Source organism: Nocardia sp. NRRL WC-3656 (assembly GCF_000720265.1).
Classification (GTDB): Bacteria; Actinomycetota; Actinomycetes; order Mycobacteriales; family Mycobacteriaceae; genus Nocardia; species Nocardia nova.
Genome location: NZ_JOJF01000012.1, coordinates 37,357 through 63,595 on the forward strand (window position 1 = coordinate 37,357; position 26,239 = coordinate 63,595).

The window sequence follows — 26,239 nt, forward strand, 5'->3', positions numbered from 1 at the left end:
TCTCGCGCCCCACTCTACGTAAAACGGGTCGGCTTGGATCGGGATGGCTCCGGTATGCCGTGGCGGGGACGCGGGCGCTCGCGCTGGACGTACAGTGTCGGCCGTGACTGTGGACAATCCCTCCTCCGCCCTGTACCGCTGCATCCGGGACGTGGCCGAGTTCGCCGACACCGAGGGCTGGGATCAGCCGCCGCAGTTGTTCGCGCTGGTGCCGACCGCCGACCTGGTGGCCGCCGAGCCGACGCTCGAGGATCAGCTCGACGACGGGGCCGCGTTGACTCCCATCGCCCAGGAACCGCTTCCGGACGATCTGAGCGGCGATTCGATGGCGCTCGACGAATTCCTCGCCACCACCAGCTGGCCGCCCGCCGTCGAGGGGGTGGTGCTGGTGCAGCAGATCGTGGTGCTGCCGCCGACCGCCGAACGCACGCTCGACGAGGCCATCGCACCGCTGCTGGCCGACCGCGACGCCGCCGACGCCGCCGGCCGCGACGCCGCGCAGACGCATCCCGAACGCCGCGACGCCCGGCTCTACGCGGGCGTGCTGCGCGACGGCGTCTCGTTGTGCCTGCTGCAATTACGCCCCGAGGAAGACGAGGCCTTCCCCGAGCTGGATCTGCGCACCGCACCGAACCTGGCCCCCAACCTGGTCGACGCGCTGCGCCACACGCTCGAGAACGAGCCGGATTAACCGCAGCTGGGCGCGGGGCGCCCGGCGTTGACGTCGTCCAGCGACTGCACCGCGGCGGCCAACGTGTCGACCTTCACGAGCTTCAGGCCCTCCGGGGTGCGCTGGCGGGCCTCGTTGCAGTTGTCGGCGGGGACCAGGAAGGTCTCCGCGCCGGCGTCGCGGGCCGCGATCATCTTGTACTGGATACCGCCGATCGGGCCGACCTTGCCCTGCGGATCGATGGTCCCGGTGCCGGCGACGAAGCGTCCGCCGTTGAGTTCACCGGGGCTGAGCTTGTCGACCAGGGCCAGGCTGAACATCAGGCCGGCCGAGGGGCCGCCGATATCGGCGAGGTTGAAATCGACCTGCAGCGGACCGGCCGGCACCTGCTGCGGAGTGACGCCGAGGTAGGCCTTGTTCGAATCGTCCGGGCGCGCACCGAGTTTCACCTCGACCGTCTGTTCGGCGCCGCCGCGGCGGATCACCATCGGAATCGTCGTACCGGGGGCAGCGCCCTGCACCGCGTCGATCACATCCTTGGAGGTCGCGATCGGTTTCCCGTTCACGCTCACCAGTTCGTCGCCCTTCTGCAGCACCGCCTTGGCCGGGCCGTCGTCGGCCACCACGCGCACCTGAACCTTGGTCGGATACTTCAGGAAGTTCAGCGCCGCCAGTTCGGCGTTGTCCTCGGACTCCTTGAAATCGGCCTGGTTGGACTTGTCCACCTGATCGCGCGGAACGCCCGGCGGATAGACCTCCGCGCGCGGCACCAGCCCGTAGCGGCCGTCCACCCACAAGCCCATCGCCTCGAATATATTCAGCCCGTCGCGAACGGACACCGTCGTCATGTTCAGGTGTCCCGAGGTCGGATCCACCGCGGCGCCCTGCACCGAGACGACCTGCTTGCCCTCCACCTCGCCGAGGGTATTGAAGGTGGGACCAGGGCCGAGAGCGACGAACGGCACCGTCACCGCACTGCCCACCACACCGAGGACGAGCACGGGCACCAGAGCCGCTATCAAGGTGATGATCCGACGATTCACCCGGCCCACAGTAGCGGCTCCACGATCACCATCCGCGTAGCCTTGGGGGCATGAGCGACGTGCCCTTCGGATTCTCGAACCGCGACGACGATCCCGACCGCGACAAGCGTGACGATCAGGCCGGTTCCGGAGCGAACAACCCCTTCGCCTTCGGCATGGGGTCTTCGGGCGCGGCCGGATTCGATCCCGCGGCCTTCGGGCAGATGCTGACCTCGCTCGGGCAGATGTTCTCCACCATGAGCCAGCCGGGCGGCCAGGCGAGTCCGGTCAACTACGACGTCGCCAAGCGGCTGGCTCGCCAGCAACTCGGTTCGACGGTCGCGCCGGTCACCGACGGGGCGCAGCGCGCCGTCAGCGATGCCGCGCATCTGGCCGAACTGTGGCTGGACACGGCGACCACACTGCCCGCCGGCGCCACCAAGACGGTCGCGTGGACACCCAACGACTGGATCGAGCAGACCCTTCCGACCTGGAAGCGGCTCTGCGATCCGGTCGCCGAGCAGGTCTCGGGTATGTGGAGTTCGACACTGCCGGAGGAGGCCAAGCAGTTCGCCGGGCCGATGCTCGGCATGCTCGGGCAGATGGGCGGTCTGGCCTTCGGCTCACAGCTGGGTCAGGCGCTGGGGCAGCTCGCCCAGGAGGTGCTGACCTCCACCGATATCGGGCTGCCGCTGGGTCCGGCCGGAACCGCGGCGCTGTTGCCCAGCGCGATCAGCGAATTCAGTAAGGGCCTGGAACGTCCCGAAAGCGAGATCCTGGTCTATCTGGCCGCCCGCGAGGCTGCTCACCAGCGGCTGTTCGCCCATGTGCCGTGGCTGCGGCAGCAGGTGCTGGGCGCGGTCGAGGATTACGCGCGGGGCATCCGCATGGACTTCTCCGCGATCGAGGAGGCCGCGCAAAACATCGATCCGATGTCGCTGACCGATCCGTCGAAACTCGAGGAACTGCTGTCGCAGGGCACCTTCGAACCGCAGACCACTCCGGAGCAGAAGGCCGCGCTGGAGCGGCTGGAAACGCTGCTGGCACTGATCGAGGGCTGGGTTCAGGTCGTGGTGGCCGAGGCGCTCGGCGACCGGCTGCCCGGTGCGGGTGCGCTGGCCGAGACGCTGCGCCGCCGCCGCGCCACCGGCGGTCCGGCCGAGCAGACCTTCGCCACGCTGGTCGGCTTGGAGTTGCGTCCGCGCAAGCTGCGGGAGGCGGCCACGCTGTGGCAGCGGCTGACCACCGACGCGGGGATGTCGGCGCGCGACGCGGTGTGGGCGCATCCGGATCTGCTGCCCAGCTCCGAGGATCTCGACAAGCCGAGCGGCTTCATCGACGGTGTGATCGGCGGCGGCGCCAACGTTTTCGACGATCCGCTGGCGCAGCTGGCCGAGACCGAGGCCCGCGAACGCCGCGAAGGCGCTGCGGCGCAACAGGAGCGGCCGAACGAGAACGCGGCCGGCGAGCAGAACGCAGCAGGCGACAAGAACACGGAAGGCACCACCGCTCAGGACGATTCCGGTTCGGGCACGAATCCGCCGGACGCCGGTGACGAGCGTGGCGAGAACGAGGATCGCTGATCGGCGGCGTCACCGAGGCCGGTCCGCCCGGCCTCAGCCCAGGCGCGCTTCGGCGGTCGCGTAGCCGAACAGCTTGCGCCCCTTGGACAATGCGTCGACCACGACGGTCACCATCCGGCGGCGCGAACTGAGCCAGCCGACCTGTCCGCCGAACAGGATCGACGCCGGAGCATCGGAGTCGACGGGCAGATAGTGCATCTTGGGCGCGTACTGCACCCGCAGTTTCGTCAGCGCGGTCGGATCGCCGAGCCAGCGGCCGAGATATCCCGCGACCAGGCCGAACGTCAGCATTCCGGGCACCGTTCCGGTCGTGGTGCCGCAACGGTGCGGATCGACGACACCGGCGTGCCGCACCACATCGTCGGCCGCGACCGTGACGGTGTCGGCGGGCAGATCCGCGCCGACCGCCAGCGGGCCGAGATCGACGAGAGGGCGCGGCAGCGACGGTTGGATCCGGTCGCGCTGCGGCGTGCGCAGGCGCCGTTGCGCCGGAACCGGTTCGAGATCGTGCGGCCGGCCGGGCGTCCCGGTTCGCGCACAGGTTCCGGGCTGGATGTGCACCAGCAGCGTGGAGGAGCCGCTGGTCACGACCTGGCCGTCGTCGTCGCGCAGCAGGGTGGTCACCGAGACCACGTCGTAGTCGCGGTAGTGGCGGAAGGATTCGAATCCGATTTCACAGCTGATGCGGTCGCCGGCCAGCAGGGGGCGCACGATTTCCAGCGTGCGGTCGGCGTGCACGACGCGCCCGTGGTGGAAGCCCGGCACGAGTGCCTCGAGCGTGCTTTCCTCAGCGCGCATCCATACCGTGGTGGCGAAGGTCGGCGGGGCCACCAGGGCATCGAATCCCCGGGCGGCGGCGGCACGTTCGTCGCAGTGGATGGGGTCGGTGGCGCCTATCGCCCGGGCGTACTCGCGAATCGCGTCCGCCGCGATCGGACGATCGCCGCGGGTCCGAAACCGATGTTCGCCGTGCAGCGATGCCACCGGTGGCACGTCGAGGGATGCGCTGACCATGTTGCTCCTTTAACCGACCCGAATCGACCCGATTGTCGGCCGCCGGTGGCCGGGCGTTAGCACTCTCGGCGCCGGTCTGGAAAATTCACGGCGAGTCGTCGGCGAGTTTTGTGAAACGGTGCGTTCGGAGCGGGACTGCGACTCGAGTCGAAGCACCCTGTGGACAACGTCGAACCTGTGGATAACCAGCGGTTTTCCTCCCGCTGTGAGCAGGGCCCGCGACAATACTGAGGCCCATGACGTTGTCACACGCACGTGGACCGATGTTGCATCCGCGGGTGGCGGTTCTGCGCCGGCCCTCGGGCGCGGTGCAATTGGGATGGGATCCCGAACGCGCGGTACTCCTGCACCCGCCCGCAGTCGAGACCGATGCGGTCGTCGCCTTCGTCCGGCTGCTCGACGGTCTGCACAGCCATCCTCAGCTTCTGTGGGAGGCCGGGCAACTCGGTCTAGGTGCCGTGGCCCTGGAACTGTTACGCGATATCGACGCGGCCGGACTGCTGGTGTGGCCGCGGGCGCGCCGCACTCGCGTGCGGACCGTGCACGTACACGGCCGCGGGCCCCTGGCGGATTCGCTACACGGCGGTATTCGGCGACTGGGCATCACTCCGACGCGTTCGAGCGAATACCGCGGCGGTACTTCGGATTCGCTGCCGTCCACCGATCTGGTGATACTCACCGATGCGCTGGTGCCGGTGCCGGAACTGGTCAGCATGCTGCTGGTGCGCCGGATCCCGCATCTGCAGGTTCGCATCCGCGACGGGCACGGTGTGATCGGGCCGCTGGTGCTGCCCGGCGGTACCAGCTGTCTGCGCTGCGCCGACCTGACCCGCACCGAATTCGACGCCGAATGGCCGCATCTGGCGGCGCAACTGCTCGGCCGGACCGGCTACGCCTCCCCCGCGACCATTGCCGCCACCGCCGCCCTGACACTGCGCGAGATCGAATCGATCATCGAGGACGCCGCCGACGATCCGCCTCGAACCCTGGACACCACACTGGAATTCGATCCACACACCCGGCGCGTCGCCCGGCGCCGCTGGACCCCGCACGCGGACTGCGCCTGCCGGCGAATCGCAGCCACGGTAACCGAACCGGCGGCCGACGATCGCGCGGCATCCGTCGCCGGAGGATCGGTATGAGCGCGACGAAGGTGGCCCGCGCCGCAGCTCGGGCGGTGACAGAGTCTCGCCTCAGGGCCGCCGTGGTCTCGATCGCGAGGTGGGCGGGTTCGGTCGGATCAGTGCTCGCTGGTGGCCGAGTCGGTGAAGGACCAGACGGCCGCGGGCCGTCCGGTGGCCTTGGTTCGCATTCGTTCCCCGGTGCGGGTGAGGCCGGGGATCGCGGCCAGGGTGCGGTTGAGGTTGCCGGGGTCGGGACGAGTGCCGGACAGCGCCGTCGCAAGGGCGACCGCGCGCGTGGCCGGGAACTGTTCGCCGATCAGGGGACGGGTGAAAGTGAGGTCCTTCCAGAGCATCTCGGCGAGCCGTTCCCGGGCGACCTCGACGATCATGTTGTGGTCGAAGGCCAGCGTCGGGACCGCATCGAACGAAACCCATTGAGCACCGGTGGGTGTTGCAGGTCCCCCGAGGACCGCCCACATCGCGATCGAGAGCGTCGGCCCGCGCGGATCGCGGTGCGGCTCGTCGAACGTGACCAGCTGACCGACGGCGAGAATCGCATCCTCGGGCACGCCCAGTTTGCTGTGTACCGCACGACGGGCCGCCGTCACGAGTCGCTCACCGCGGCCGAGCAGCACACCGGGCAGGGCGAGCTCGCCGGCGAACGGCTCCCACTGCCTCGGCGCCACCCCGAAGGTGACGGCCGGGTCGTCGGCGCCGAATCGCAGGGCGACGACATCGAGCGATACGGCGGATTGCTGCTCCACGGCCAACCATCATGCCGCAGCCGCGACCCGGGCCACGCGATCGGCGCGATCGGGGCCGTACCCGGTCAGCACCACCGGCGCGCCGAGCCGGCGTTCCAGGAATTCCGGAACGTCCGCCGGCAGCGGAACGAGATCCGGGGTGCTCTGCGCGAGGAGACCTGTCAGCCACCGCTGATGGTCCAGATCCCGCCAGGCGCCGCAATCGAGCCGGTCCCGATATCCGTCGGGGGCGAAATACCCTGCGGCAGCGTGAAAGTCGTCACGACCGGCCACGAGATCCAGGTGGTTGACGGCGAGCGCGTCGACTCCCCCGCACGCCTCCACGGCATAGCGCAGCAGAACCGGATCCAGATGGCCGACGCGAAAGACGCCCTGATATGGACCGGTGGCATTGTGCGGCTCCGGGACCGCCAATGCCGTGTCCTCGGTCGGAAAGGGGCCCGCGCCGTGGCGAGTCTGGTACGCACGTGTCACTCCCAGCACCGTGCCCGGTGCGCCGATGCGTGCCAGCATGGCGCGGGCATGGCGGGGTTCCACCGTCGACCAGGTGGTGTAGGGGTGCAGGCCCCGCCATTCGTCGAGCAGCACGCCCTGGGCGCCCTCGAAGACCAGCCGGCCCGCGGCGGCGAAAACCGCGAGCTGCTCGCCCGGCACCAGTGCGACCGTCCGCGCGAATTCCGTATACACCTCGACGAGGGCGTCGATCGGCTCCCAGCCGTGCCGCCCGCGCGCCAGCAGCGGCGCGTAGTGCCGCTCCAGCGCGATCAGCTTGCGGCGCAGGACATCCGGGCTCCGGCAGTCCCGGACCCGAGGCGCATCGTGCTCGAGTGCGTAGCGCACGGTCTCCCCGATGCCCATACCGCAGGAACCGTGCCGTGTGGCACCGCGCGCATCCTCGCGGCAGCGGTTGGCGGCTCCGTGGATCGGGGTGGTCAGCAGTGCGCGCTCGTCGACGAAGATCGATCCCAGCGGATCGGCAACCCCCAACGCGGCCAACGCTTCGGCCTCGGCCGCCAGGGCGATCGGATCCACCAGCACATGCCGCGACAGCACCGTCGGCACGCCCGACAGCGTGCCCGATCCGAACTGCCGGAAGGTGTGGCGCCGTCCGTCGGCGATCACGGTGTGCGCGGCCTGCGCTCCGCCGTTGAAGCGCACGACGGCCGCCACCTCCAAGCCGGCCTGTGGCGAGCACAGCCAATCCACGGTGGCGCCTTTCCCGGCGTCGCCGAATCCCAGATCGACCACGATCACATGCCGGTCGCCGAACATGATGTGTTCCCTTCGCTTGTCGGATCGGGCTCGCGATCAGAACCGGACGTCGTCGTCGCCCGCGGTCGCCGCCGGCAGTGCGCCCGCACCGCTGGAGCGGACGGGAGTACCGATCGGGGCCAGCGCCTTGCCGACGACCTCGGCGGCATCGGACCCGATATCCCGCAGATCGGCCAGGCCGGCACCCAGATCGACGCGGTCCTCGCCGATCCCGGTGGTCAGCGCGATGAGTTCGCACACCGCCGCCGGATCGTCCAACCGCAGCACCCGCTCTCCGAGCACTCCCCGCCAGTGCTCGAGAATCTCCGGGTCGGTGTAGTAATGGGACTGATTCGGCAGGATGTAGTACACATGCCACCGATCGGCCAGCTCGCGGTAGATCGAGGGAACCGAAATGTCCTGTGGCACATCGTCGCCGATCACCCGGCGTACCTGCTCCGCCGCGAGTCGCGACTTGTTCAGCTCGTCACCCACGATGAACAGATAACCCTTGCGTCCGCGCTTGTCCCACGCGTCCGTCGCCGTGTGCCGGGCCATGAAATACGCTGCGAGTTCGTAACTTTCGGATTTCTGTCCGCCACCGCCCCCTTCGAGCAGAATCAGGCGCAGCTGTTCGTCCATCCGATTGTCGGACTCGAACTGCCCGATCTGCAGCGGCACCCGATCACAGTCCGCATCGCCGATTCCGCCGAACAGAATCTGCGGATCCTCCGCATATCCCTTGCGCTGCAACAGGCCGTGCAGGGTAGCCAGCTTCTCCTGCATGATGCGCGGGACCCGCCCCATCGACCCGGTGACGTCGAACAGCACCGCGATCGGCAGCGAGGCCCCGTGCTCGTCGGAATCGCGGGATTCGCGCACCCCGACGCCGAAGGGGTCGAGCAGCGGATGCGCGACCCATTCCGGATAGGGCTTGGTCCGCATGTCGGCGGTATAGCCGAAGTCGTCGAGTCCGCGGGCGGCGCGGAAGGTGCGCGCGGCGTCGTAGGCACTATCGTCCCACTGTCCGTATCCCATGGTGATCACTGTCCTTTCGGTAGTTCGAACGGCCGGAAGCGGCGGGCGCCGTACAGCCGGTCGAGCAGGTCGTCGAATTCGTCGAGCAGGGTGCGGGCGTCGGGCCGCAGCCGCGGCGCGGATTGCAGGCAGCCCTCGGCGAAGGCGCGCATCGGCGCGGGCGCGCGGTCGCCGAGCACGGTGAGCAGCAGCCGGTGGGCCAGATACACATCGGTGCGCGGGCAGACCCCGCTGCCCGTTTCGGGCGGATAGTCGATCGAGGCCGGCGTGGCCGCCGGCACCCGCCCGGGCCGGGTCGCGAACGACCAGCCGACCAGCACCACCCCGTGCAGACGGGGATGGATGAGCACGTTCTCCGCGGATACCGCGGTGTGCACCCAGTGCGCGGTCGCGGCACCGGCGAGGCAGCGCAGCAGCCGGCGGTGCATCCAGGCGTAGTCGCGTGGGTCGAGTCCGCGCGGATACGCGGCGCGGACTCGAGCCAGCGTCACGAACCCGTCGGTCAGCGCGTCGAGCACGTTGATCGCGCGCACCTCGCCGGATTCGGTATCGGTGTGGTCGACGGTGTCGATCAGGCGCGGGTAGTACGGCGTCAGCCACTCGTGCTCGCCGGTGAGCGCGGCGATATCCGTCAGCGCGTTCCGCTCGTTCGCCAGCAGCGAATTCGCGGCCTGCCGCCGTGCGATCTTCACCACGGCGGCCGCCGAGTCGGTGCGGTACAGGTCCGCGACGGAACCGGCGGCGTGCAATGCGCCGAGGCGATACCGCCCCCGCATGCCACACACCTCGAAGGTCTGCTCGGCCGCCAGCCAGCTCCGATACAACTCGCCGAGGCGGACGAATGCCGCGGCGGCCCGCTCGGCGTCGGCCGCGGCTACCCGGTCCGGATGCAGCGCGGCGGCCAGCCGCAGATACGTCCGATGCGCGATGCGGCGAGCGGTGGAATCCGTTGTCGCCACGCCGAACAGGTCTTCCGGACGCCGCACCTTCCGGAGGGTCGCCGCGGCTGCTCGCAGTGTCGTCATAGTTTTAGTCTAACCGACTAAAACACTGGGACCTAGAGATTCGTGCCAACTTTTTGTCGTGATGACCAAAACAGGCGACGAACACCCGCCGACCACCACCGATAAGCCGTTTCCCAAGGATTCGCACACGCAGACCACGGCCCCGACCGGCCCCACTGTGACCGATGACACGTCTCGGTCCAGGGGTGGAGTTCACGCAATTCACATGGCACGCGACATGGTGGGTCAGCCATGATGGGGGTGTGTCTGAGATTGTGCGCCGTAGCTCATCCCGCAACGCCAAGTTGGCGAAGATTCCACTCGGTATCGCGGGACGGGCCGCTGTGGGGTTCGGCCGCAAACTCGCCGGCGGCGACAAGGGCGAGATCAATGCGGAGTTGAATCAGAAGGCCGCCGAGCAGATCTTCTCCGTTCTCGGTGAGCTCAAGGGCGGCGCAATGAAATTCGGCCAGGCGCTGTCGGTGATGGAGGCCGCCGTACCCGAGGAGTTCGGCGAGCACTATCGCGAGGCGCTGACCAAGCTGCAGGCCGCCGCGCCGCCGCTGCCGGCCGCCGCGGTGCACCGGGTGCTGGACCAGCAACTGGGCACGGCCTGGCGCAAGCGCTTCCGTTCCTTCGACGACGCCCCTACCGCCTCGGCCAGTATCGGACAGGTACACAAGGCCGAGTGGTCCGACGGCCGCACGGTGGCGGTGAAGGTCCAGTACCCCGGCGCCGACGAGGCGCTGCGCGCTGACCTCAAGACACTCAATCGGATGGCCGGCATGATCGGCGCCGTCGTCCCCGGCGCCGACGTCAAACCCATCCTCGCCGAGATCACCGAGCGCACCGAGGAAGAACTCGACTACCGCACCGAGGCCGCCAACCAGCGCCGCTTCGCCAAGGCCTTCGATGGGCACCCGAGGTTCCTGGTACCCAAGGTGGTGGCCGGGGCACCGAAGGTGATCGTCACCGAGTGGCTCGACGGCACCCCGGTCTCCCAAATCATCAAGCGCGGCCACCAGGATCCGGCGGGCACGGTCGAGCTGCGCAACCGCGTCGCAACCCTGATGGGTGAATTCCACTTCTCCTCCCCCGCCCTGGCCGGACTGCTGCACGCCGACCCGCACCCCGGCAATTTCATGATGCTCGACGACGGCCGGTTGGCGGTGCTCGATTTCGGCGCCTGCGCCCCGCTGCCCGACGGCTTCCCGCCCGTGCTGGGCCAGATGGTGGCGATGGCGGTCGAGGATCGGTTCGAGGAACTGACCGAGCTGATGTACAGCAACGGCTGGGTGATTCCCGGCCGCACCGTCACGCATGCCGAGATCGCCGACTATCTGCGCCCGTTCACCGATCCCATCCGCGAGGATTCGTTCCACTTCACCCGCAAGTGGATGCAGCGCGTGGCGGGCAAGGCGACCGACGTGAGCCGCCCGGAGATGAAAACGGGTATGTCGCTGCAACTTCCGGCCGAACACATCATGGTGTTCCGGGTGCTGATGGGTTCGATCGGCATCTGCGCGCAGCTCGACGCCGAGGTTCCGTTCATGAAGCTGATGCACGACTGGGTGCCCGGCTACGCCGAATACCGAAGCGCCAGCTGATCGTTCACCCATCCCGAATATGGGACGAGCCCCGCATCCGACAAAGATGCGGGGCTCGTTCGTGCTCCCAGAGGTGGCCGAGGCGGATCCGCGCTCGGCCCGAACCGGCGACGATCACGCCAGTGCGACCTTACGCGGGCGGCCGCGCGGCCGCTTGCGGGCGATCACGACGCCCTGTTCGAAGATCTCGCCGCCCCAGACACCCCAGGGCTCGGCGCGATCCAGGGCAGCCGCGAGGCACCCCTTGCGGATCGGGCAGGAAGCGCACAGTGCCTTGGCCTCTTCCAGCTGGGTCGGGCTTTCGGCGAACCACAGGTCCGGGTCACCGACTCGGCAGGGCAGGGTGAGCGCGACACCGCGGGTGCGGGCCGGCCTCGAGGCCTGGGTCGATCGGCATGTCGCGCGAGTAACGGTCGCGGTGGACACGTCTTGCTCCTTCAGCTCGTGCAGCGGTGGTTTCGTTGTCTTCCGCGAAACCGGTGCCGGTGGCTGGAGGCCGAAAAGAACTATGGCCACGGTTTCGCTTCGGGCGATCCGTGGCCAGGAGGCTGTGGTAGTGGGTTCTACCTGAACCGACTTCGGTGTCGGTTACTGATCACGGTCGCTGGGTGTGCGTTGCGGAGGCGGGCTGCCTGCAGATTCGCCGTCATACGATCGGCTTCGACTGCGAAGGCGTGGGCTGCGTCGGTGTGGAAACCGACGTGTGCCGGGTGCCAACCCCACTCGGACTTGTCTGCGGCAATTGCATATGCGGGCGCTTGCGGTCGAGCACCGATAATGCTTGCGACAGACAGACCGGTCCCCTGCAAGGCGAGGACCCCCCGGGAGGCGGACACGACAGAAACCACCGGTGCCACAACGCTTCTCGAAGCGAGAGTCACGATGTTGTTCATTTTGTCTACCTCCCTCCTACTCGTTATCCGACTGATCACTGTGCGCGCCGGAATGCCCTCCCAGCGCGTGATCACCACCCTACGGGTGCGATACACAACCGCACAACCTATTTTTCACCTGCGGTTTTGTCACTCGCGCAGCCTCACCGAATCACCGGTTGCGCACCCGGGATCGCACGATCGCCAGCAGCTCCGGGCCGAACTGCTGCGACTTCTGCTGTCCGATACCCGGAATCGCGGCGAGCGCGTCCTCGTCCATAGGCACCTGTTCGGCGATCGCGGTCAGCGTTTTGACGCTCACCACCGCGAACGGTTTGATCTGCAACTCCTCGGCCCGCTGCCGTCGCCACTCCTGCAGCGCGCCGAGCAGTTCGGTATCCACCTCGGCCGGGCAGCCCGAACACCGGCCGAGCAGCGTGTCGGTCGAATTGAGCAGGGAACGCCCGCAGACCCGGCAGACCGGCAGCCGGCGGCCGCGACCACCCCGCGCACCGGCCTGCTGGGCGACCATCGACGCCGGAGAATCCTCCGGCACCAGCCCGGTGAGGAATCGGCTGCGCCGCCGGTTGCGGCGCCGGCCGTCGGCACGCGCCAGCGCCCACGACAACCGCAGATGTTCGCGCGCCCGGGTCACGCCCACGTAGAGCAACCGCCGTTCCTCCTCCAGCGCGGCCTCGTCGGTCACCGCGCCGCCCTCGCCCAGAACGTGAGCGATGGGCAGGGTGCCGTCGGTGAGCCCGACCAGGAAGACCGCATCCCATTCCAGCCCCTTCGCCGCGTGCAGCGAGGCCAGGGTCACACCCTGCACGGTCGGTGGGTGGCGGGCCTCGGCGCGGGCGGCCAGTTCCCGCAGCAGTCCGGCGAATTCGAGGCCGGGATCGTGGGCGGCGAGTTCCTCGGTGAGCTGTACCAGTGCCACCAGCGACGACCAGCGCTCGCGGGCCTGCGCACCGGCCGGCTCCTCGGCCGTGAGCCCGAGCCGGGCCAGGACCGCGCGCACGAGCGTCACCACCTCGGGCCCGCGGGCCGCGGGCAGGTCGTCGCGGGCTCCGGCCTGCCGCAGCGCCTGCACCGCCTGCCGGACCTCGGCCCGCTGGAAAAACCCCTCACCGCCGCGGACCTGGTAGGGGATGCCCGCCTCGGTCAGCGCCTGCTCGTACACCTCGGACTGGGCGTTGATGCGATACAGCACGGCGATCTCGGCGGCCGGGACACCCCGCCCGAGCAGACCGGCGATGCCCTTGGCGACGGCGGCGGCCTCGGCGACCTCGTCGTCGTATTCGGCGAACGAGGGTTCCGGCCCGTCGGCGCGCTGGCCGACCAATTGCAGCCGGGTCCCCGCGATGCGTCCGCGCGCGGCGCCGATCACGCGATTGGCCAGCGACACCACCTGCGGCGTGGATCGGTAGTCCCGTTCCAGCCGGACCACGGTGGCGTCGGGGAACCGGCGAGAGAAATCGAGCAGATAGGCGGGACTGGCGCCGGTGAACGAGTAGATCGTCTGATTGGCGTCGCCGACCACGGTCAGATCGTCGCGATCGCCGAGCCACGCGTCGAGTACCCGCTGCTGTAGCGGGGTCACGTCCTGATATTCGTCGACGACGAAGCACCGGTAGCGGCCACGGAATTCCTCGGCCACGGCCGGGTAGTCCTCGAGCGCGGCGGCGGTGTGCAGCAGCAGATCGTCGAAATCGAGCAGCAGACCGTCCGCAGTGTTCTTCAACGTCTCGTAGCCGGTGTAGACCGCCGCGATCTTGTCCGCCTGATACGGGATGTCGCGGTGGTGGCGCTGGGCGGCGCCGGGGTAGTCCTCCGGCGCGATGAGCGAGGCCTTCGCCCATTCGATCTCACCCGCCAGATCACGCACGTTCTCCGTCGCGGTCGGCAGGCCGACGCGCTGGGCGGCCTGGGCGACGACCGCGAATTTGGAGTCGATGAGTTTCCACGGCACGTCGCCGACGATCTGCGGCCAGAAATACTTCAGCTGCCGCAGCGCCGCGGCGTGGAAGGTACGCGCCTGGACGGTCTGCGCATCGCCACCCAGGCCGAGCGCACGCAACCGGGACCGCAGCTCACCGGCCGCCCGGGCCGTGAAGGTCACCGCCAGGACCTGGTCGGCACGTACTTGCCCGGCCGAGACCAGATGGGCGATGCGGTGGGTGATGGTCCGGGTCTTGCCGGTGCCGGCGCCCGCGATCACACACACCGGCCCACGCGGCGCCCGCACCGCGGCTGCCTGCTCCGGATCGAGCCCGTCGAGCCGCAGGCTGGTCGATGAGGTCGGGACAGGCACGCGCTCCATCATGACAGGCACCACCGACATCCGTGCCGCCGCGACGACGCCCCCGGTTGCCCGGCGCTACGGGGGTCCCGCCGCGGCTCCCCCGGCCGGCGCGCCCGTCGCTCAACTCCGCGCGTCCCGCAACGTCCGCAACGATGCGGCGAAGTCGGCGGAACGGGCGTGCAACGGCCCGAAGAACTCCCGGTCGCAGTCCTCCACCGCGACGATCGCGCGATTGACCAGTGCCACGCCGGCTTTCGTCGGAACCAAGGATTTCGCGCGCCGATCGTGCGGATGATCCCGCCGCTCGATCAGGCCCTTCTGTTCCAGGGCGCGCAACACCTGGGAGGTCATCATCGGGTCGGTGGCGGCATGGGCGGCGAGATCGCGCTGCGTGATCGGGGTGCCGGCGTCCGACCCGCCGAACCAGGTCAGCGCGGCCAGCAGAACGAACTGCACGTGAGTGAGATCGAACGGGGCCAGCGCCGCGCGCACCGCTGCCTGCCACCGGTTGGTCACCTGCCACAACAACAGGCCGGGGCTTTCGTCGGCGCTGACGAATTCGGTTCGCAGGGCACGATTTTCGTCGCTCACCGGGCGGCCGCCCACATCTCGCCCGCGTCCTCGCCCAGCATGGCCCGGGAGATGACCTCGAAGTCGTGCGCGCTCAGTTCCACCACGCCGCGCCGGAGGACGATGCCCCAATGGGGGACGCTGGTGAGATCGAGGTCACCGCGCACGGTATCGATCGCGACATCGCGCGCGTCCGGGCGGTAGGTCACGGCGCGCCGCCACGGCCGGAAGCAGCCGCCCTGATCGTCCGCCTGCCACACGGGCCGATCGTCGATCGTGCCGATCGCGGTGAACGACTTCACCGCGTCCCCCTCGCGCATACCGGTTCTGGGCGAGTAGTAGACGAGCCCGTCACCCGGCCGCATCCGTTCGACCGCGTTTCGCTTGCCGTGATTGGCCTGCGCGATGCCGAGCGCCACCCCGCGACGCACGTGATCGCGGGAGACGACGGCCAGCCAGTACTTGCTCATGAGGTCCTCCTCGAACGATTCAGCGGGTGCCCGGAACGGCCCGGCGCGCCTCGGCCGTCTCGACCAGCGCCGCGAGGTCACGGTGGACGGAATCGGCCAGTCCGCCGCCCATCAACGCGGACCACAGCCGGCGCATCGGGCCGGTCATCGAGATGGTCACCGACACCTCGGTGCCCGCGGCCGTCTCCACCGCGTGGTGCGCGAAGATCAGCCGTGCGCCGAACAGCCGGGAGACGTCGACGAACTCCTCGCCGGTCAGCTTCTCGATCACGAACGCGACCTTCGGGCCTCCCTTCGGCTTCAAGGTCCCCGTCGCCCCCTCGGCGAAGGGGCCGTCGAGCCGGACCCAACTCGGTGTCGGCATTCCATTCCGGCCAGGTGGCCATATCGGCCCAGACCGCGAAGAAGTCGGCGGGTGCGGCGGTGGATACGGCGTGAGCTGCGGCAATCTGCGTCATGGATTTAGTATGCGCGCTTACTATCCGTTTTGGCAAGTCCCTTCCGGCGGACATCACAGCCAGCCGTGGGAACACGGAAAACCGATTCGATGTTCAATCAGGCGTGACTGCTACTGACCTGACCATGTACTCGACGACCTGGTGCGGCTACTGCCGCCGCCTGAAGAAGCAACTCGACGAGGCGGGCATCACCTACACCGTCGTCGACATCGAACAGGATCCCGACGCGGCCGAGTTCGTCGGCAGCGTGAACGGCGGCAACCACGTGGTGCCGACCGTCAAGTACTCCGACGGGTCCACCGCGACCAACCCGAGCCTCGCCCAGGTGAAGAGCGCCCTCGCCGCGATCGGCTGACCGACGGCGAGCGCGGGCGAATCAGCCTGCCGCAGCCCAGGATTCGACGATGGTGCGGGCGATCGAGATGGAGCCCGGCAGCAGGAGCCGTTGCTGCTCGGCGTTTCCGGTGTCGCCGGTGACCGAACCCCACGCGCCCGCGGCCAGTGCCGTGCGCACCTCGTCGCGGGTGAACCAGTGGGCCTCGGCGATCTCGCCGTCGGAGAAGACCAGCGGCGCATCGGGATCGGCGACCGCGGCGAACCCCAGCATGAGCGAACGCGGCAGCGGCCACGGCTGACTGCCGAGGTAGCGGATGTCGTGCACCGCGACGCCGACCTCCTCGCGAATCTCGCGTTCGACGCAGCGTTCCAGCGACTCCCCCGCCTCCACGAAGCCGGCCAGCAGCGAGAACATCTTCTCCGGCCAGTTCTGCTGCCGGCCGAGCAGGACCCGGTCGCCGCCGTCGTGCACCAGGCAGATGATGGCCGGATCGATACGCGGGAATTCCTCGTGCCCGGAGGCGTTGACGCGCGACCAGCCGGCATTCGACGCGGTGGTCGGGCTGCCGTCGACAGCGCTGTAGCGGGCGCGGTCGTGCCAGTTCAGCAGCGCCAGTGCGGTGGACAGAATGCCGAGAAAAACGTCGTCGAGGTGCAGCGAGGTGCCCACCACCCGCAGGTCCATCAGCTGACCCTCGAGCTCGTTGTCCCGAACCCCCCAGATGTGCGCGCCGTCGACCACACCCAGCAGGACCGCCTCGGGCACCGGCTCGGACGCATAGTCCAGCGCCGCTTCCAGCACGAGCTGGTCACCGTCGATCCGAACCTGCCCCCGCCGGTTCATCCGCACAAGTTTGGCCTCGGCCCACCCTTGCTTCAATCCCTGCTCGTCCGAGCGCAACGTCTCCGCACGATCGAGGGCGGAACGAGACAGCAGTGGAAGACCATTCAGTTCGAATACCGACACGCTTCGAGGGTATCGCGGTGGTTGCGACCTGCGCGGAGCAGGCTTCCCCGGTCCGGGCTATTTGTGCACGCGGCGGATGTAGAGGAGTTTGTCGCCGGTTTCCAGGGCGTCCACCTCGGGCTCGTCGACCCGGATCAGCGTTCCCTCCCGGACCACGCCGAGCACGATATCCCGCAGATGCCGCGGGGAACCGCCGACCTCGTCGGATTCCACGTCGCGTTCGGCGATCGCGAACCCGGCCTCCGGGGTGAGCAGGTCCTCGATCATGTCGACGACGCTGGGGGTTGTCGTCGCGATACCGAGCAGCCGGCCCGCGGTCTCCGAGGAGACCACGACCGAATCCGCACCCGATTGCCGCAACAGATGGGTGTTCTCGGCCTCCCGGATCGATGCGACGATCTTGGCCTTGGCATTGAGTTCCCGCGCGGTGAGCGTGACCAGCACCGCGGTGTCGTCCCGGTTCGCGGCGATGACCAGCGAGGACGCGTGCTGAGCTCCGGCCAGCCGCAGCACATCCGATTGCGTCGCCGAGCCGTGCACCGTCACCAGCCCGGCATTGGCCGCGGCCTCCAGGACGGTCGCATCGGTGTCGACCACCACGATCTCGGCCGGTTGCACCCCGTCGCCGAGCATCGCGTCGACCGCGGTCCGGCCCTTCGTCCCGTATCCGACGACCACGGTGTGATTACGCACCTTCTGCCTCCATCGCTGAATTTTGAACGCCTGCCGGGACCGCTCGGTGAGGACCTGCAGGGTGGTGCCGACCAAGACGATCAGGAACAACACGCGCAGCGGGGTGATGACGATCGTGTTGATCAGCCGCGCCTGCTCCGTGATCGGGGCGATGTCGCCGTAGCCGGTCGTCGACAGTGAGACCGTCGAGTAGTAGGCGGCGTCGAGCAGAGTCAGTTCCTCGCCGCGGTTGTCGTGATAACCCGCGCGGCCGAAATAGACGACCAGCGTCGCCGCCACCAGCAGCAGCACCGCGAACGCGACCCGGCGGGTCAGCGAGACCCACGGGCTGGTCCGGATTTCGGGAATGCGGAGTATGCCGACCAGCGCGTAATCGGGACGATCCGTCAAACGGCCCAGACCTCGTGAGCTGTCACCGAACACGGTATCCCCCGGATCTGTCGTTGCTCACCTGTGCCACAGATCGGCAGCGTACCGGCCGGAAGCCGGGTCGAGGGACTGGGCACGCGAGTAGGCAGGAGCGTAGCGTCACCACGGAGCGACCCCACTCGCGGCGGAGAGAGCGCGGAGCCGGGGCGGAGAAAGGAATACAGCATGAGTGACGCCGGTCGAGGCTCGCAGCGGCGAGCGGTGCTGATGAGTACCGCGCTGTTCGGCATGGGCACGCTGCATTTCGTGATGCCCAAGCCCTTCGATTCGATCGTGCCGCCGGCTCTGCCAGGTCGGGCGCGCACCTACACCTACGCGTCGGGTGTGGCCGAAATCGGGGTGGCGGCCGCCTTGGCTGCCCCGCGGACCCGGCGGCTCGGGGGCCGGCTCGCGGTGCTGTTGTTCCTCGCGGTGTTCCCGGCCAACATTCAGTTCGCCGCCGATTCGGTGCGAAATCCGAAGGCGGCCAAGGCTATCAAGTGGGTGTCGGTGCTGCGGCTGCCGTTCCAGGTGCCGATGATCACTCAGGCCCTGCGCATCAGCCGCGAATCCGCCTGAGCCGCAACGGGTTTCACTCGGGCGGATAGTCGGGGGCGAAATCGGCTTCGGACACCAGGTCCGGGTCGGGCGGGGGTTCGGCATCCGGGTCGGCATAGAACTCTTCGTCGGGCGGAAGGTCGGCGGCGGGTTCCGGGCCGTCCTGCGCCTGCGAGCCGGCGGGCGGCGCCCAGGCGGGCGCGACCTCGGCGATGAGTTCGGCCAGCTCGACCGGCCCCGGCAGTTCGGCGGGCGCGACCGTCCGGCCGCTGCGGACGTAATGGAATGCGGCGCCGACCTTCTCCAGCACGAGCTCTTCGGCCTCCCCCGTCTGCGCGGCCATCATGCGAGCCCACGCGACCCGGTAGACGGCCAGCTGCATCGCGACCGAGCGTTCCTCCGCGCGTGTCGGTTCCGCGCCGGTCTTCCAGTCGACGACCAGCCAGCGGCCGCCGGGTTCGCTGAACACCGCGTCCATCCGGCCGCGAATGAGCGTGCCGCCGATGCTGGTCTCGAATCCCACCTCGACATCGACGGGGTTGCGGTCGGCCCACGGCGACGCCAGGAACGCCTCCTGCAGCCGGATCAGATCGGCGTCACCCGCACCACTGTCGGCGGCGCCGGGCAGTTCGTCGAAATCGAGCAGCCCGACCGCGCCGAACCAGCGCTGCAACCACGCGTGAAATGCGGTGCCGCGCCGGGCGAGTGGGCTCGGCGGATACGGCAGCGGCCGCCGCAGCCGGGCCGCCAGCTTGGCCGGATCGGCCCGCATATCCACCAGCGCGGTGGCGGGCAGCTGCGCGGGCAACTCCACTTCGTGAATGCCCTCGGCCGTCGTGAAGTGCTCGGTGAGCAGGGCGTCCACATCGGCCGCCCAGCCTTCGGGATCCGGGTCGGGCTCGGCGGGCGCCGCGTCTTCCTCCTCGCCCGCTCCGTTGCCGCCGTTCGTGCCGGAGGTCGCCGGGTCGTTGGTGAGGTCGGCGAAAAGGTCCAACTGGCGCGGAGTTTCGAGTGCGCCCGGGTCGTCCTGGGCCCGGCGGGAGGGAACCGAGGGGGCATCGCTCCGGACGGGAGCGGTGTGGCCGTTCGGCGTCTGCTTGCGATGATCACGAGGGTCGAGCTCGGGCGGAAGGTGCGCGAGCGCGGTACGAACCAGGGTCGCCCCCGCTTCGACCGCCTGCCGCCGCACGCCGAGCGGGTCGCGGGGCCAGTCGGCCACGGCGGGATTGTCGGTGAAGGGGTTGGGTGCGTCCGGGGGTGGCGGGTCGGCCCAGATATCGACGCGCACGGTGCCGTGTCCGGGTGACTCCGGATGGTCGGTCCACCGCTTCAGTTCGAGCAGGAAATCCGAGGGGCCCTTCGGCGTCGAGCCGGTCTCGGCCCAGTGGTGGGCCGAAACGAACAGCGCGCGTTCGGTTCTGGTGAGGGCCACGTAGAACAGGCGGCGTTCCTCGTCGAGGCGGCGGCGGGCCAGCGCCTCCTTGTGCTGTTTGATCGCCCGTTCCAGATCCGTGCGGTCGTACAGTTCGGTGAGATCGAGGACCGGAACACCGTCGCGCACCGGCGCGGAATCCGTTGCGTCGCCGTCGCTGTCGCGTTGCCGGTCACCACGCAGGGAGGTGGGGAGTTCGGCGAGCGCGCCGAGCCAGGTCGCCGCGGCGTTCCCGGAGGGAAACAGGCTCCGCGATACGTGCGGTACGGCCACCACCTCCCATTCCAGCCCCTTGGCCGCGTGCACGGTGAGTACCTGGACGCGGTCGTGCGCCACCTCCACTTCGCCCGGTTCCAAACCGTTTTCGACCTCTTCGGCGGCGGCGAGAAAGCTCAGCAGGCCGGGCAGGGTGGCACGGTGGTCACCGGCATAGCCCGCGACCACGTCGGCGAAGGCGTCCAGATGTTCGCGCCCGGCGCCCGCGCCCGCGGCCGCGCGGCGGGTCTGGGTTTCCACCCCGACCCCGATCGTGCGTTCCACATCGGCGACCAGTTCCGGCAGCGACTGCCCGCTGCGCTCGCGCAGGGCTGCCAGCTCCCGCCCCAGGGCGACGATGCGCGCATAGCCGAGCTCCGAATATCGTTGCACCGGACCGGGATCGGCGATGGCGTCCGCGATGCCGGCTTGTTCGGCGGGTTCGGGCGCCACGGCCCGCAACGCCTCCGACAACCCGGCCGCATCCGTGATGGCTTCCGCGCGCCCCGGCGCCCCGGCGATCGACAGCTCCCGCGCCCGCGCCGACAACGCCTTCAGATCGCTCACGCCCAGCCGCCAGCGCGCGCCGGTGAGAATGCGCATCGCGGCGCTGCCGGCCGCCGGATCGGCGATCAACCGCAGCGTGGCCACGATATCGGCCACTTCCGGAGTGGCGAGCAGACCACCCAGGCCGACGATCTCCACCGGCAGCCCCCGCGCGCGCAGCGCCTCGGCCAGCGGCGCCGCGTCGGCGTTGCGGCGTACCAGGACCGCGGAGGTCGGCGGTGACCCTCCCGCGTCGGCACACCGCTCCCATTCCGCGGCGATCCGCTCTGCGACCCAGTTCCGTTCCTCGGCAACGGTTTCGGTGAGAGCCAGCGCGACGGTTCCGGCCGTGGCCTGCGGGCGGGGCCGCAGCGCGTCGACCGTGACCCCGCCCTCGGCGCCGCGCAGCGGTTCGGCGACCAGATTCGCCAGATCCAGCGCCTCCGGCGGATTGCGCCAGCTCGTCAGCAGCGGCAGTACCGGCGCGGCGACGTTCGGCGCGGCCGGGAAATCGGTGGTGAAGCGGGGCAGATTGGCCGCCGACGCACCGCGCCAGCCGTAGATGGACTGCATCGGATCGCCGACCGCGGTCACCGCCGGGCGGGTGGCGAATTCCGTCGCCGGCACCTCGGCGCCGAGACCGACCGCGCCGCGATCACCGAACAATGCCGCGAGCAGAATGCGCTGCGCGTGCCCGGTGTCCTGATATTCGTCCAGCAGCACCAGGCGGAACCGCTCGCATTCCGCCGCCCCGACCTCGGCGTGGGTGGCGGCCAGCCGCGCGGCCAGCGACATCTGCGAGCCGAAATCCAGTGCGCCGCGGCGCCGCAACTCCTCGCCGAGCCGCGCGACCAGCGGCAGCAGCGCCACCCGATCCTGCTGTGCCTTGACGATCGCGCGCAGCTCCTGATTCGGGCCGCCGCGCTGTCGCGGACCGGGCGGCAACGTCTCCACCAGCCGCTCCAGCTCCCGATGCGCTACCGCCAGCTGCTCGGGCTCCACCAGATGTTCGGCGAGCTGACCGGACAGCGCCAGCACCGCCTCGGTGACCGATACCGGCGTGCGCTCGGTATCGAGATCGCCGTCCCAGCCGGTGACCACGCGATGCGCGAGCTGCCACAACTGCGTTTCGGTGAGCAGGGTGGCCGAGGGCTCCACGGGCAGCAGCAGGCCGTGCTCGGACAGCAGCCGGCCGGCGTAGGAGTGATAGGTGCTGATCTCCGGTTCGGAGCCGACCAGTGTCGCGCGCAGACGACCGGTGCTGTCGATCTCGCGCAGCAGCGGCGATCCGGCCAGCCGCGCCAGACGGGTGCGAATACGAGTCGTCAACTGCTGCGCGGCTTTTCGGGTGAACGTCAGCCCCAGCACCGCATCCGGGGCGACCAGACGATTGGCGACCATCCAGACCACCCGGGCGGCCATCGTCTCGGTCTTGCCCGCGCCCGCACCGGCGACGACGAGTGTCGGGCCGAGCGGTGCGGCGATGACGGCGGACTGTTCGTCGGTGGGTGGCGGCAGGCCGAGTGCCTGCGCCAACTGCTCCGGCGTGATCGTCATCGATCCGTCACCTGGCGGCCGGTGTCCTGCACCGGGCAACTCCCGGCCACCTGGCAGTGCCGGCAGCCGTCGTTGCGCACGGCCAGGAAGCCGGGCCCTCGGGTGGCGGCCGCCGCATCGTGAATCGCCTTGCGCCACTGGGCGATACCGTCGGAATCCAGTGCGGTCTGCAACCGCTCGGTGGCCCCGTCGCGACTGGGTTTGGCGACGTAGACGAGGCGGGCGCCGCCCGGTTCGACACTGCCGCCGTCCACCTCGGCGGCGAATCCGCCCGCGCCCGCGGCCACCTGATAGGTCGCGAGCTGGGCGTGATCCTGAGCGGCCTGTTTGGAGATCGGGGTCTTACCGGTCTTGACGTCGACGATGACGAAGCGCCCCAGCGCATCACGCTCCACCCGGTCGACCCGGCCGCGGATCCGCACCGGCACCTCGTCCGGATCGCGGGCCGGCAGCACACAGTCCACCGGCACCTCGACACCGACCTCGGCCAGCTCGGCGCGGGTGTTGCGCAACCAGGCGAGGAAGGTGTCGACCATGGATTCGGTGCGCCGCAACTCCAGCCGCGAGTGCCAGCTGTGCGGGCCGTCCTCCCCGGAAGCCGGGTCGACGGCCTTCCACGCCTTGACCAGCGCCGCCTTCACCTGATCCTCGGTCACCCGCCCGGCCAGCGCCTGGACCAGCGTGTGCACGAGATTGCCCTTGACGGCATGCGGGTTGTCCCCGTCGCTGCCACCGTGCCGCTCCAGCGCCCAGCGCAGCGGACAGGTCTGCAACAGCTCGACCGTCGACGGCGACAGGGCGACCGGGCCGTCACCGTCGTCCCCCAGCGCCAGTTCCGAACTCGGGTCCGCGATGCCGTACCACTCGTCCGGATGCGCGCCGCGCACACCGGCCGCGGCCAGCCGGGCCAGCTGGGTGGCGGCCCGGTCCCGGCGGGCGGGATCGGCGCCGTCGTCACAGACCACACCGCGCAACTCGGCGATCAGCGCCTGCGCGACCAGCGCGCGCCCCGGATCGACCGGTGGCGGAATGCGTCCCGGCTCCCCCGGTTCGGCCTCCGGATCGAGTTCGGCCAGGAATCGGGAGGGCACCAGATCGCGGTCGCCGGTGACGGATTCGACCGCGGTCACCAGCAGGCTGTGCCGGGCCCGGCTGCACGCCAGCAGCAGCAGCCGGCGCTCCTCGGCGAGGATCGGCGCGGCCCGGCTGACCTGTTCGCCGGGATCGGCCACGCCCCCGACGAGGTCGACCAGTTCCTCGATGCCGAGCAGGGTCCCGCGCGGACGCAGGTTGGGCCAGATCCCCTCCTGCACGCCGGCGACGGCCACCACATCCCATTCCCGGCCGGCCGCGGCATGCGCGCTCACGATCGCCACCGCGTCACCGGGTTCGGTCAGCGGAGCCGAATCCTGGTTGATCTCCTGCTGTTCCAGATATTCGACGAACCCCTCGACCGAGGCGCCGGGCAGCCGGTCGACATAGGCGGCAGCGGCGTCGAACAACCCGACCGCGGCATCCAGGTCGCGATCGGCCTGGACCGCACCGGCCCCGCCGCGCTCGGACTGCGCCACCCAGCGCTTCTCCAGCCGCGACGCGGTCCACAACGCCCACAGCGCATCCTCGACCCCGGCCCCGCGGCGCAACGCCCGTCGCGCCCGGTCGACCGCCCGCAGCACCCGCACCAGCGGCGCCACCTCGACCTCGGTGAGCCGATCGAGCAGGGTGCGATCACCGACGCCGGTGATGAGGTCGCGCAGCACGACCGCCGAAGACCGGTCGAGTTCGGAGTAGGGGGCGAGGGCCTCCGGCGACTCCTCGACTGTCGACGAGCCGCGCGCCGGTGGTGCGGAATCGGCATCACCGGGCAGACTCGGCCCGGATTCGCCTGTCCGCGTAGGAGATTCGACTCCCGGCTCGTCGGCGCCCAGCTCCGCGCCGTCGTGGCCGGCCGTGCTCGGCTCGGTCCGGGGATGCCCGCGCTCGATCAGTGCGCGGCGAACGCCCCGGCGCAGGCGGCGCAGACTGATCTGATCCGCGCCGCCGAGCGGGCCCAGCAACAGATCGAGCGCGTCGTCCTCGGAGAACATCTCCGGGCGACCGCGTTCGACCACCAGCAGGGCGCGCAGCGATTGCAGCATCCACACCGCGCCGCGCCGCCGGGCCAGCGGGGTATCCGGTTTCGGTTGCAGCACCGGCACTCCCGCGGCGGTGAGCGCGCGGCGCAGCGGGCCCAGCGACAGCGGCACCGAACGCACTACGACCGCCATCCGCGACCACGGCACCTCCGCGGTGAGGTGGGCTCGCCGCAGGTGATCGGCGATCAGCGCCGCCTCCTTGGCCGGGGTCGTGAGTACCCGCACCAGCGCCTGCCCGTCCACGGCCGGATCGCCGAGCAGATGCGGTCCGCCGGTCCGCGCATCGAAGCGGTGCTCGGTCCGCCCCGGCATGCGGGCGGCGATCCGGGCGACCGCGTCGTGGACCGCCGGCGCGCAGCGATGATCGTCGTGCAGGATGATCCGGCGTTCGGGCGGGGCGTCGGGTTCGGTGACGAAGCGGGTGTCCGCGCCTCGGAAACTGAACACCGCCTGATCCGGGTCGCCGGCCACGACGGTGGTCGCCGGGCCCGACCCGATCGCGCGAATCAGTTGCGCGGCAAGCGGATCCACATGCTGAGCGTCGTCGACCAAGAGGGTGCGGAGGCGTTCGCGCTCGGCGGCGAGCAGTTCGTCGTCCTCGATCAGCACGTCCAGTGCGGCGCCGACCAGTTCGGCGGCGTCCAGGGCGGGCGCACTGGCCTCGGGGGCTTGGACGCCGACCGACCAGCGCAACAGCATCGACTGTTCGTAGCGCTGCGCGAACGATCCGGCGGCCTCCCATTCCTCACGTTCGTGCAGGCGCCCCAGCTCGATCAGATCCTCGGGTCCCAGGTCGCGCTCGGTGGCGCGCAACATCAGATCGCGCAGTTGCTCGGCGAAACCGTTGGTGCCGAGTGCGGCGTGCAGGCGCGGCGGCCACAGCACCTCACCGCCTGCCGACATGTCGGCGAGTTCGCCGCGCACCATCTCGCGCAGGACCACATCCTGTTCGGCGCCGGTCAGCAGCCGCGGCGGCGGATTGCCCCGGGCGGCCGCGTGCGTGCGCAGGATCGCGAAGGCATAGGAGTGCACCGTGCGCACCATCGGCTCGCGGCTGGCGCCCGGCACCCCGCCGAGTTCCGGCGCGAGGGCGGTCAACTGCCGGGTGAGGGCGTTGCGAACCCGCAGCGCGGCCTGTTTGGAATGGGTGAGCACCAGCACCGATTCCGGATCCGCACCCGCGACGATGCGATCGACGGCGAGATCGGTGAGCAGCGCGGTCTTCCCGGTGCCGGGACCACCCAGCACCTGCCAGGGCCGCCAGCCCGGGTCGGCACCCGACCCACCCGCGAACAGCGTTCGGACATCGGCACCCCATTCGCGTGGCCGGGGTGCGGTCTCACTGCGGCGCACCAGTCGCACCGAGCTATCCGATCGCATCACACGCGCTATTTCAACAGACACCCCCGACAGAATTGAATTCCGTGACAGCAAACGCACCCCGTACATCCGATGTGTCCGAGCTGTGATCGGCGCCACGCCCCTCCGGGCGGTTTTCACGAATTCTCGACCGTCTCCTTCTGCGACCGATAATGCCTGGTAGAAGGCTTGTGAGTGAGGCCGCACGGCTGTGCCTCAGGGCCGCTGCGAATATCGGACC

General features: G+C 69.7%; 21 protein-coding genes. 6 read left to right on the top strand and 15 right to left on the bottom strand.

Annotated features, from left to right (window positions below; genetic code table 11):
• The first annotated feature begins 43 nt into the window (after positions 1-43).
• A complete protein-coding gene (locus IG65_RS0117195; RefSeq protein WP_228795381.1) occupies positions 44-691 on the top strand; it encodes a PPA1309 family protein in 648 nt (215 codons plus the stop codon).
• On the opposite strand, the gene IG65_RS0117200 is transcribed toward IG65_RS0117195, so the two are convergent.
• Positions 688-1,713 (bottom strand): PDZ domain-containing protein, encoded by a 1,026-nt coding sequence (locus IG65_RS0117200; RefSeq protein ID WP_197039863.1) that lies wholly within the window; start codon positions 1,711-1,713, stop codon positions 688-690. The genes IG65_RS0117195 and IG65_RS0117200 overlap by 4 nt on opposite strands.
• 50 nt (positions 1,714-1,763) lie before the next feature.
• Between IG65_RS0117200 and IG65_RS0117205 the strand changes: the two genes are divergently transcribed.
• On the top strand, positions 1,764-3,275 hold the full coding sequence (locus tag IG65_RS0117205) for a zinc-dependent metalloprotease (protein WP_081879544.1): 1,512 nt from the start codon (positions 1,764-1,766) through the stop codon (positions 3,273-3,275).
• A 33-nt stretch (positions 3,276-3,308) separates the two neighbouring features.
• Here the strand turns inward: IG65_RS0117205 and IG65_RS0117210 are convergent, their stop codons facing one another.
• Positions 3,309-4,289: a MaoC family dehydratase N-terminal domain-containing protein gene (locus IG65_RS0117210; protein ID WP_030515938.1), complete on the bottom strand. Its 981-nt coding sequence runs from the start codon at positions 4,287-4,289 to the stop codon at positions 3,309-3,311.
• A gap of 236 nt (positions 4,290-4,525) precedes the next feature.
• Here IG65_RS0117210 and IG65_RS0117215 point away from each other — a divergent pair, with 236 nt between their 5' ends.
• Complete coding sequence (locus tag IG65_RS0117215; RefSeq protein WP_063833645.1) at positions 4,526-5,431, top strand: TOMM precursor leader peptide-binding protein; 906 nt, start codon at positions 4,526-4,528, stop codon at positions 5,429-5,431.
• A gap of 98 nt (positions 5,432-5,529) precedes the next feature.
• Here IG65_RS0117215 and IG65_RS0117220 read toward each other — a convergent pair whose 3' ends face one another.
• From IG65_RS0117220 to IG65_RS0117235, 4 genes are read right to left on the bottom strand one after another with little or no spacing between them, the layout of a single operon-like run.
• On the bottom strand, positions 5,530-6,177 hold the full coding sequence (locus IG65_RS0117220) for an NUDIX hydrolase (protein ID WP_030515940.1): 648 nt from the start codon (positions 6,175-6,177) through the stop codon (positions 5,530-5,532).
• 9 nt (positions 6,178-6,186) lie between these two features.
• Positions 6,187-7,449: an adenylosuccinate synthetase gene (locus IG65_RS0117225; RefSeq protein WP_030515941.1), complete on the bottom strand. Its 1,263-nt coding sequence runs from the start codon at positions 7,447-7,449 to the stop codon at positions 6,187-6,189.
• A gap of 36 nt (positions 7,450-7,485) precedes the next feature.
• On the bottom strand, positions 7,486-8,466 hold the full coding sequence (locus IG65_RS0117230; RefSeq protein ID WP_030515942.1) for a hypothetical protein: 981 nt from the start codon (positions 8,464-8,466) through the stop codon (positions 7,486-7,488).
• 5 nt (positions 8,467-8,471) lie between these two features.
• Positions 8,472-9,491, bottom strand: a complete 1,020-nt coding sequence (locus tag IG65_RS0117235) for a hypothetical protein (protein WP_030515943.1) — start codon at positions 9,489-9,491, stop codon at positions 8,472-8,474.
• 242 nt (positions 9,492-9,733) lie between these two features.
• Between IG65_RS0117235 and IG65_RS0117240 the strand changes: the two genes are divergently transcribed.
• Positions 9,734-11,077: an AarF/ABC1/UbiB kinase family protein gene (locus tag IG65_RS0117240; RefSeq protein WP_030515944.1), complete on the top strand. Its 1,344-nt coding sequence runs from the start codon at positions 9,734-9,736 to the stop codon at positions 11,075-11,077.
• A gap of 114 nt (positions 11,078-11,191) precedes the next feature.
• Here IG65_RS0117240 and IG65_RS0117245 read toward each other — a convergent pair whose 3' ends face one another.
• The 5 genes from IG65_RS0117245 to IG65_RS34810 all read right to left on the bottom strand — a co-directional run bounded on the left by IG65_RS0117245 (position 11,192) and on the right by IG65_RS34810 (position 15,658).
• Positions 11,192-11,503 (bottom strand): WhiB family transcriptional regulator, encoded by a 312-nt coding sequence (locus tag IG65_RS0117245; protein ID WP_081879546.1) that lies wholly within the window; start codon positions 11,501-11,503, stop codon positions 11,192-11,194.
• Positions 11,504-12,121: 618 nt separating this feature from the next.
• Positions 12,122-14,272, bottom strand: coding sequence for an ATP-dependent DNA helicase UvrD2 (locus IG65_RS0117250; RefSeq protein ID WP_231509272.1), 2,151 nt, complete (start codon positions 14,270-14,272; stop codon positions 12,122-12,124).
• A gap of 102 nt (positions 14,273-14,374) precedes the next feature.
• Entirely contained in the window at positions 14,375-14,845 is a 471-nt protein-coding gene (locus tag IG65_RS0117255) for a MarR family winged helix-turn-helix transcriptional regulator (protein ID WP_030515947.1), read from the bottom strand.
• Positions 14,842-15,294, bottom strand: a complete 453-nt coding sequence (locus IG65_RS0117260; RefSeq protein ID WP_030515948.1) for an EVE domain-containing protein — start codon at positions 15,292-15,294, stop codon at positions 14,842-14,844. Before IG65_RS0117260 ends, IG65_RS0117255 begins: the two co-directional genes overlap by 4 nt.
• 19 nt (positions 15,295-15,313) lie before the next feature.
• Positions 15,314-15,658, bottom strand: a complete 345-nt coding sequence (locus tag IG65_RS34810; RefSeq protein WP_231509259.1) for a hypothetical protein — start codon at positions 15,656-15,658, stop codon at positions 15,314-15,316.
• A gap of 197 nt (positions 15,659-15,855) precedes the next feature.
• On the opposite strand from IG65_RS34810, the gene IG65_RS0117270 reads away from it, so the two are divergent.
• Positions 15,856-16,107, top strand: a complete 252-nt coding sequence (locus IG65_RS0117270; protein ID WP_281207748.1) for a mycoredoxin — start codon at positions 15,856-15,858, stop codon at positions 16,105-16,107.
• 21 nt (positions 16,108-16,128) lie between these two features.
• Here the strand turns inward: IG65_RS0117270 and nudC are convergent, their stop codons facing one another.
• A complete protein-coding gene (nudC, locus tag IG65_RS0117275) occupies positions 16,129-17,055 on the bottom strand; it encodes an NAD(+) diphosphatase (protein WP_030515950.1) in 927 nt (308 codons plus the stop codon).
• A gap of 57 nt (positions 17,056-17,112) precedes the next feature.
• Positions 17,113-18,171, bottom strand: a complete 1,059-nt coding sequence (locus IG65_RS0117280; RefSeq protein ID WP_030515951.1) for a TrkA family potassium uptake protein — start codon at positions 18,169-18,171, stop codon at positions 17,113-17,115.
• A gap of 171 nt (positions 18,172-18,342) precedes the next feature.
• Here IG65_RS0117280 and IG65_RS0117285 point away from each other — a divergent pair, with 171 nt between their 5' ends.
• Positions 18,343-18,735 carry a membrane protein gene (locus IG65_RS0117285; protein WP_030515952.1) on the top strand — a complete coding sequence of 131 codons (393 nt, stop codon included), beginning with the start codon at positions 18,343-18,345 and terminating at the stop codon, positions 18,733-18,735.
• A 13-nt stretch (positions 18,736-18,748) separates the two neighbouring features.
• Here the strand turns inward: IG65_RS0117285 and IG65_RS0117290 are convergent, their stop codons facing one another.
• Together IG65_RS0117290 and IG65_RS0117295 are read right to left on the bottom strand one after the other, a co-directional pair.
• Positions 18,749-22,504: an ATP-dependent helicase gene (locus IG65_RS0117290; RefSeq protein ID WP_081879548.1), complete on the bottom strand. Its 3,756-nt coding sequence runs from the start codon at positions 22,502-22,504 to the stop codon at positions 18,749-18,751.
• Positions 22,501-26,019, bottom strand: a complete 3,519-nt coding sequence (locus tag IG65_RS0117295) for an ATP-dependent DNA helicase (protein WP_030515954.1) — start codon at positions 26,017-26,019, stop codon at positions 22,501-22,503. Before IG65_RS0117295 ends, IG65_RS0117290 begins: the two co-directional genes overlap by 4 nt.
• Between the last annotated feature and the right edge of the window lie 220 nt (positions 26,020-26,239).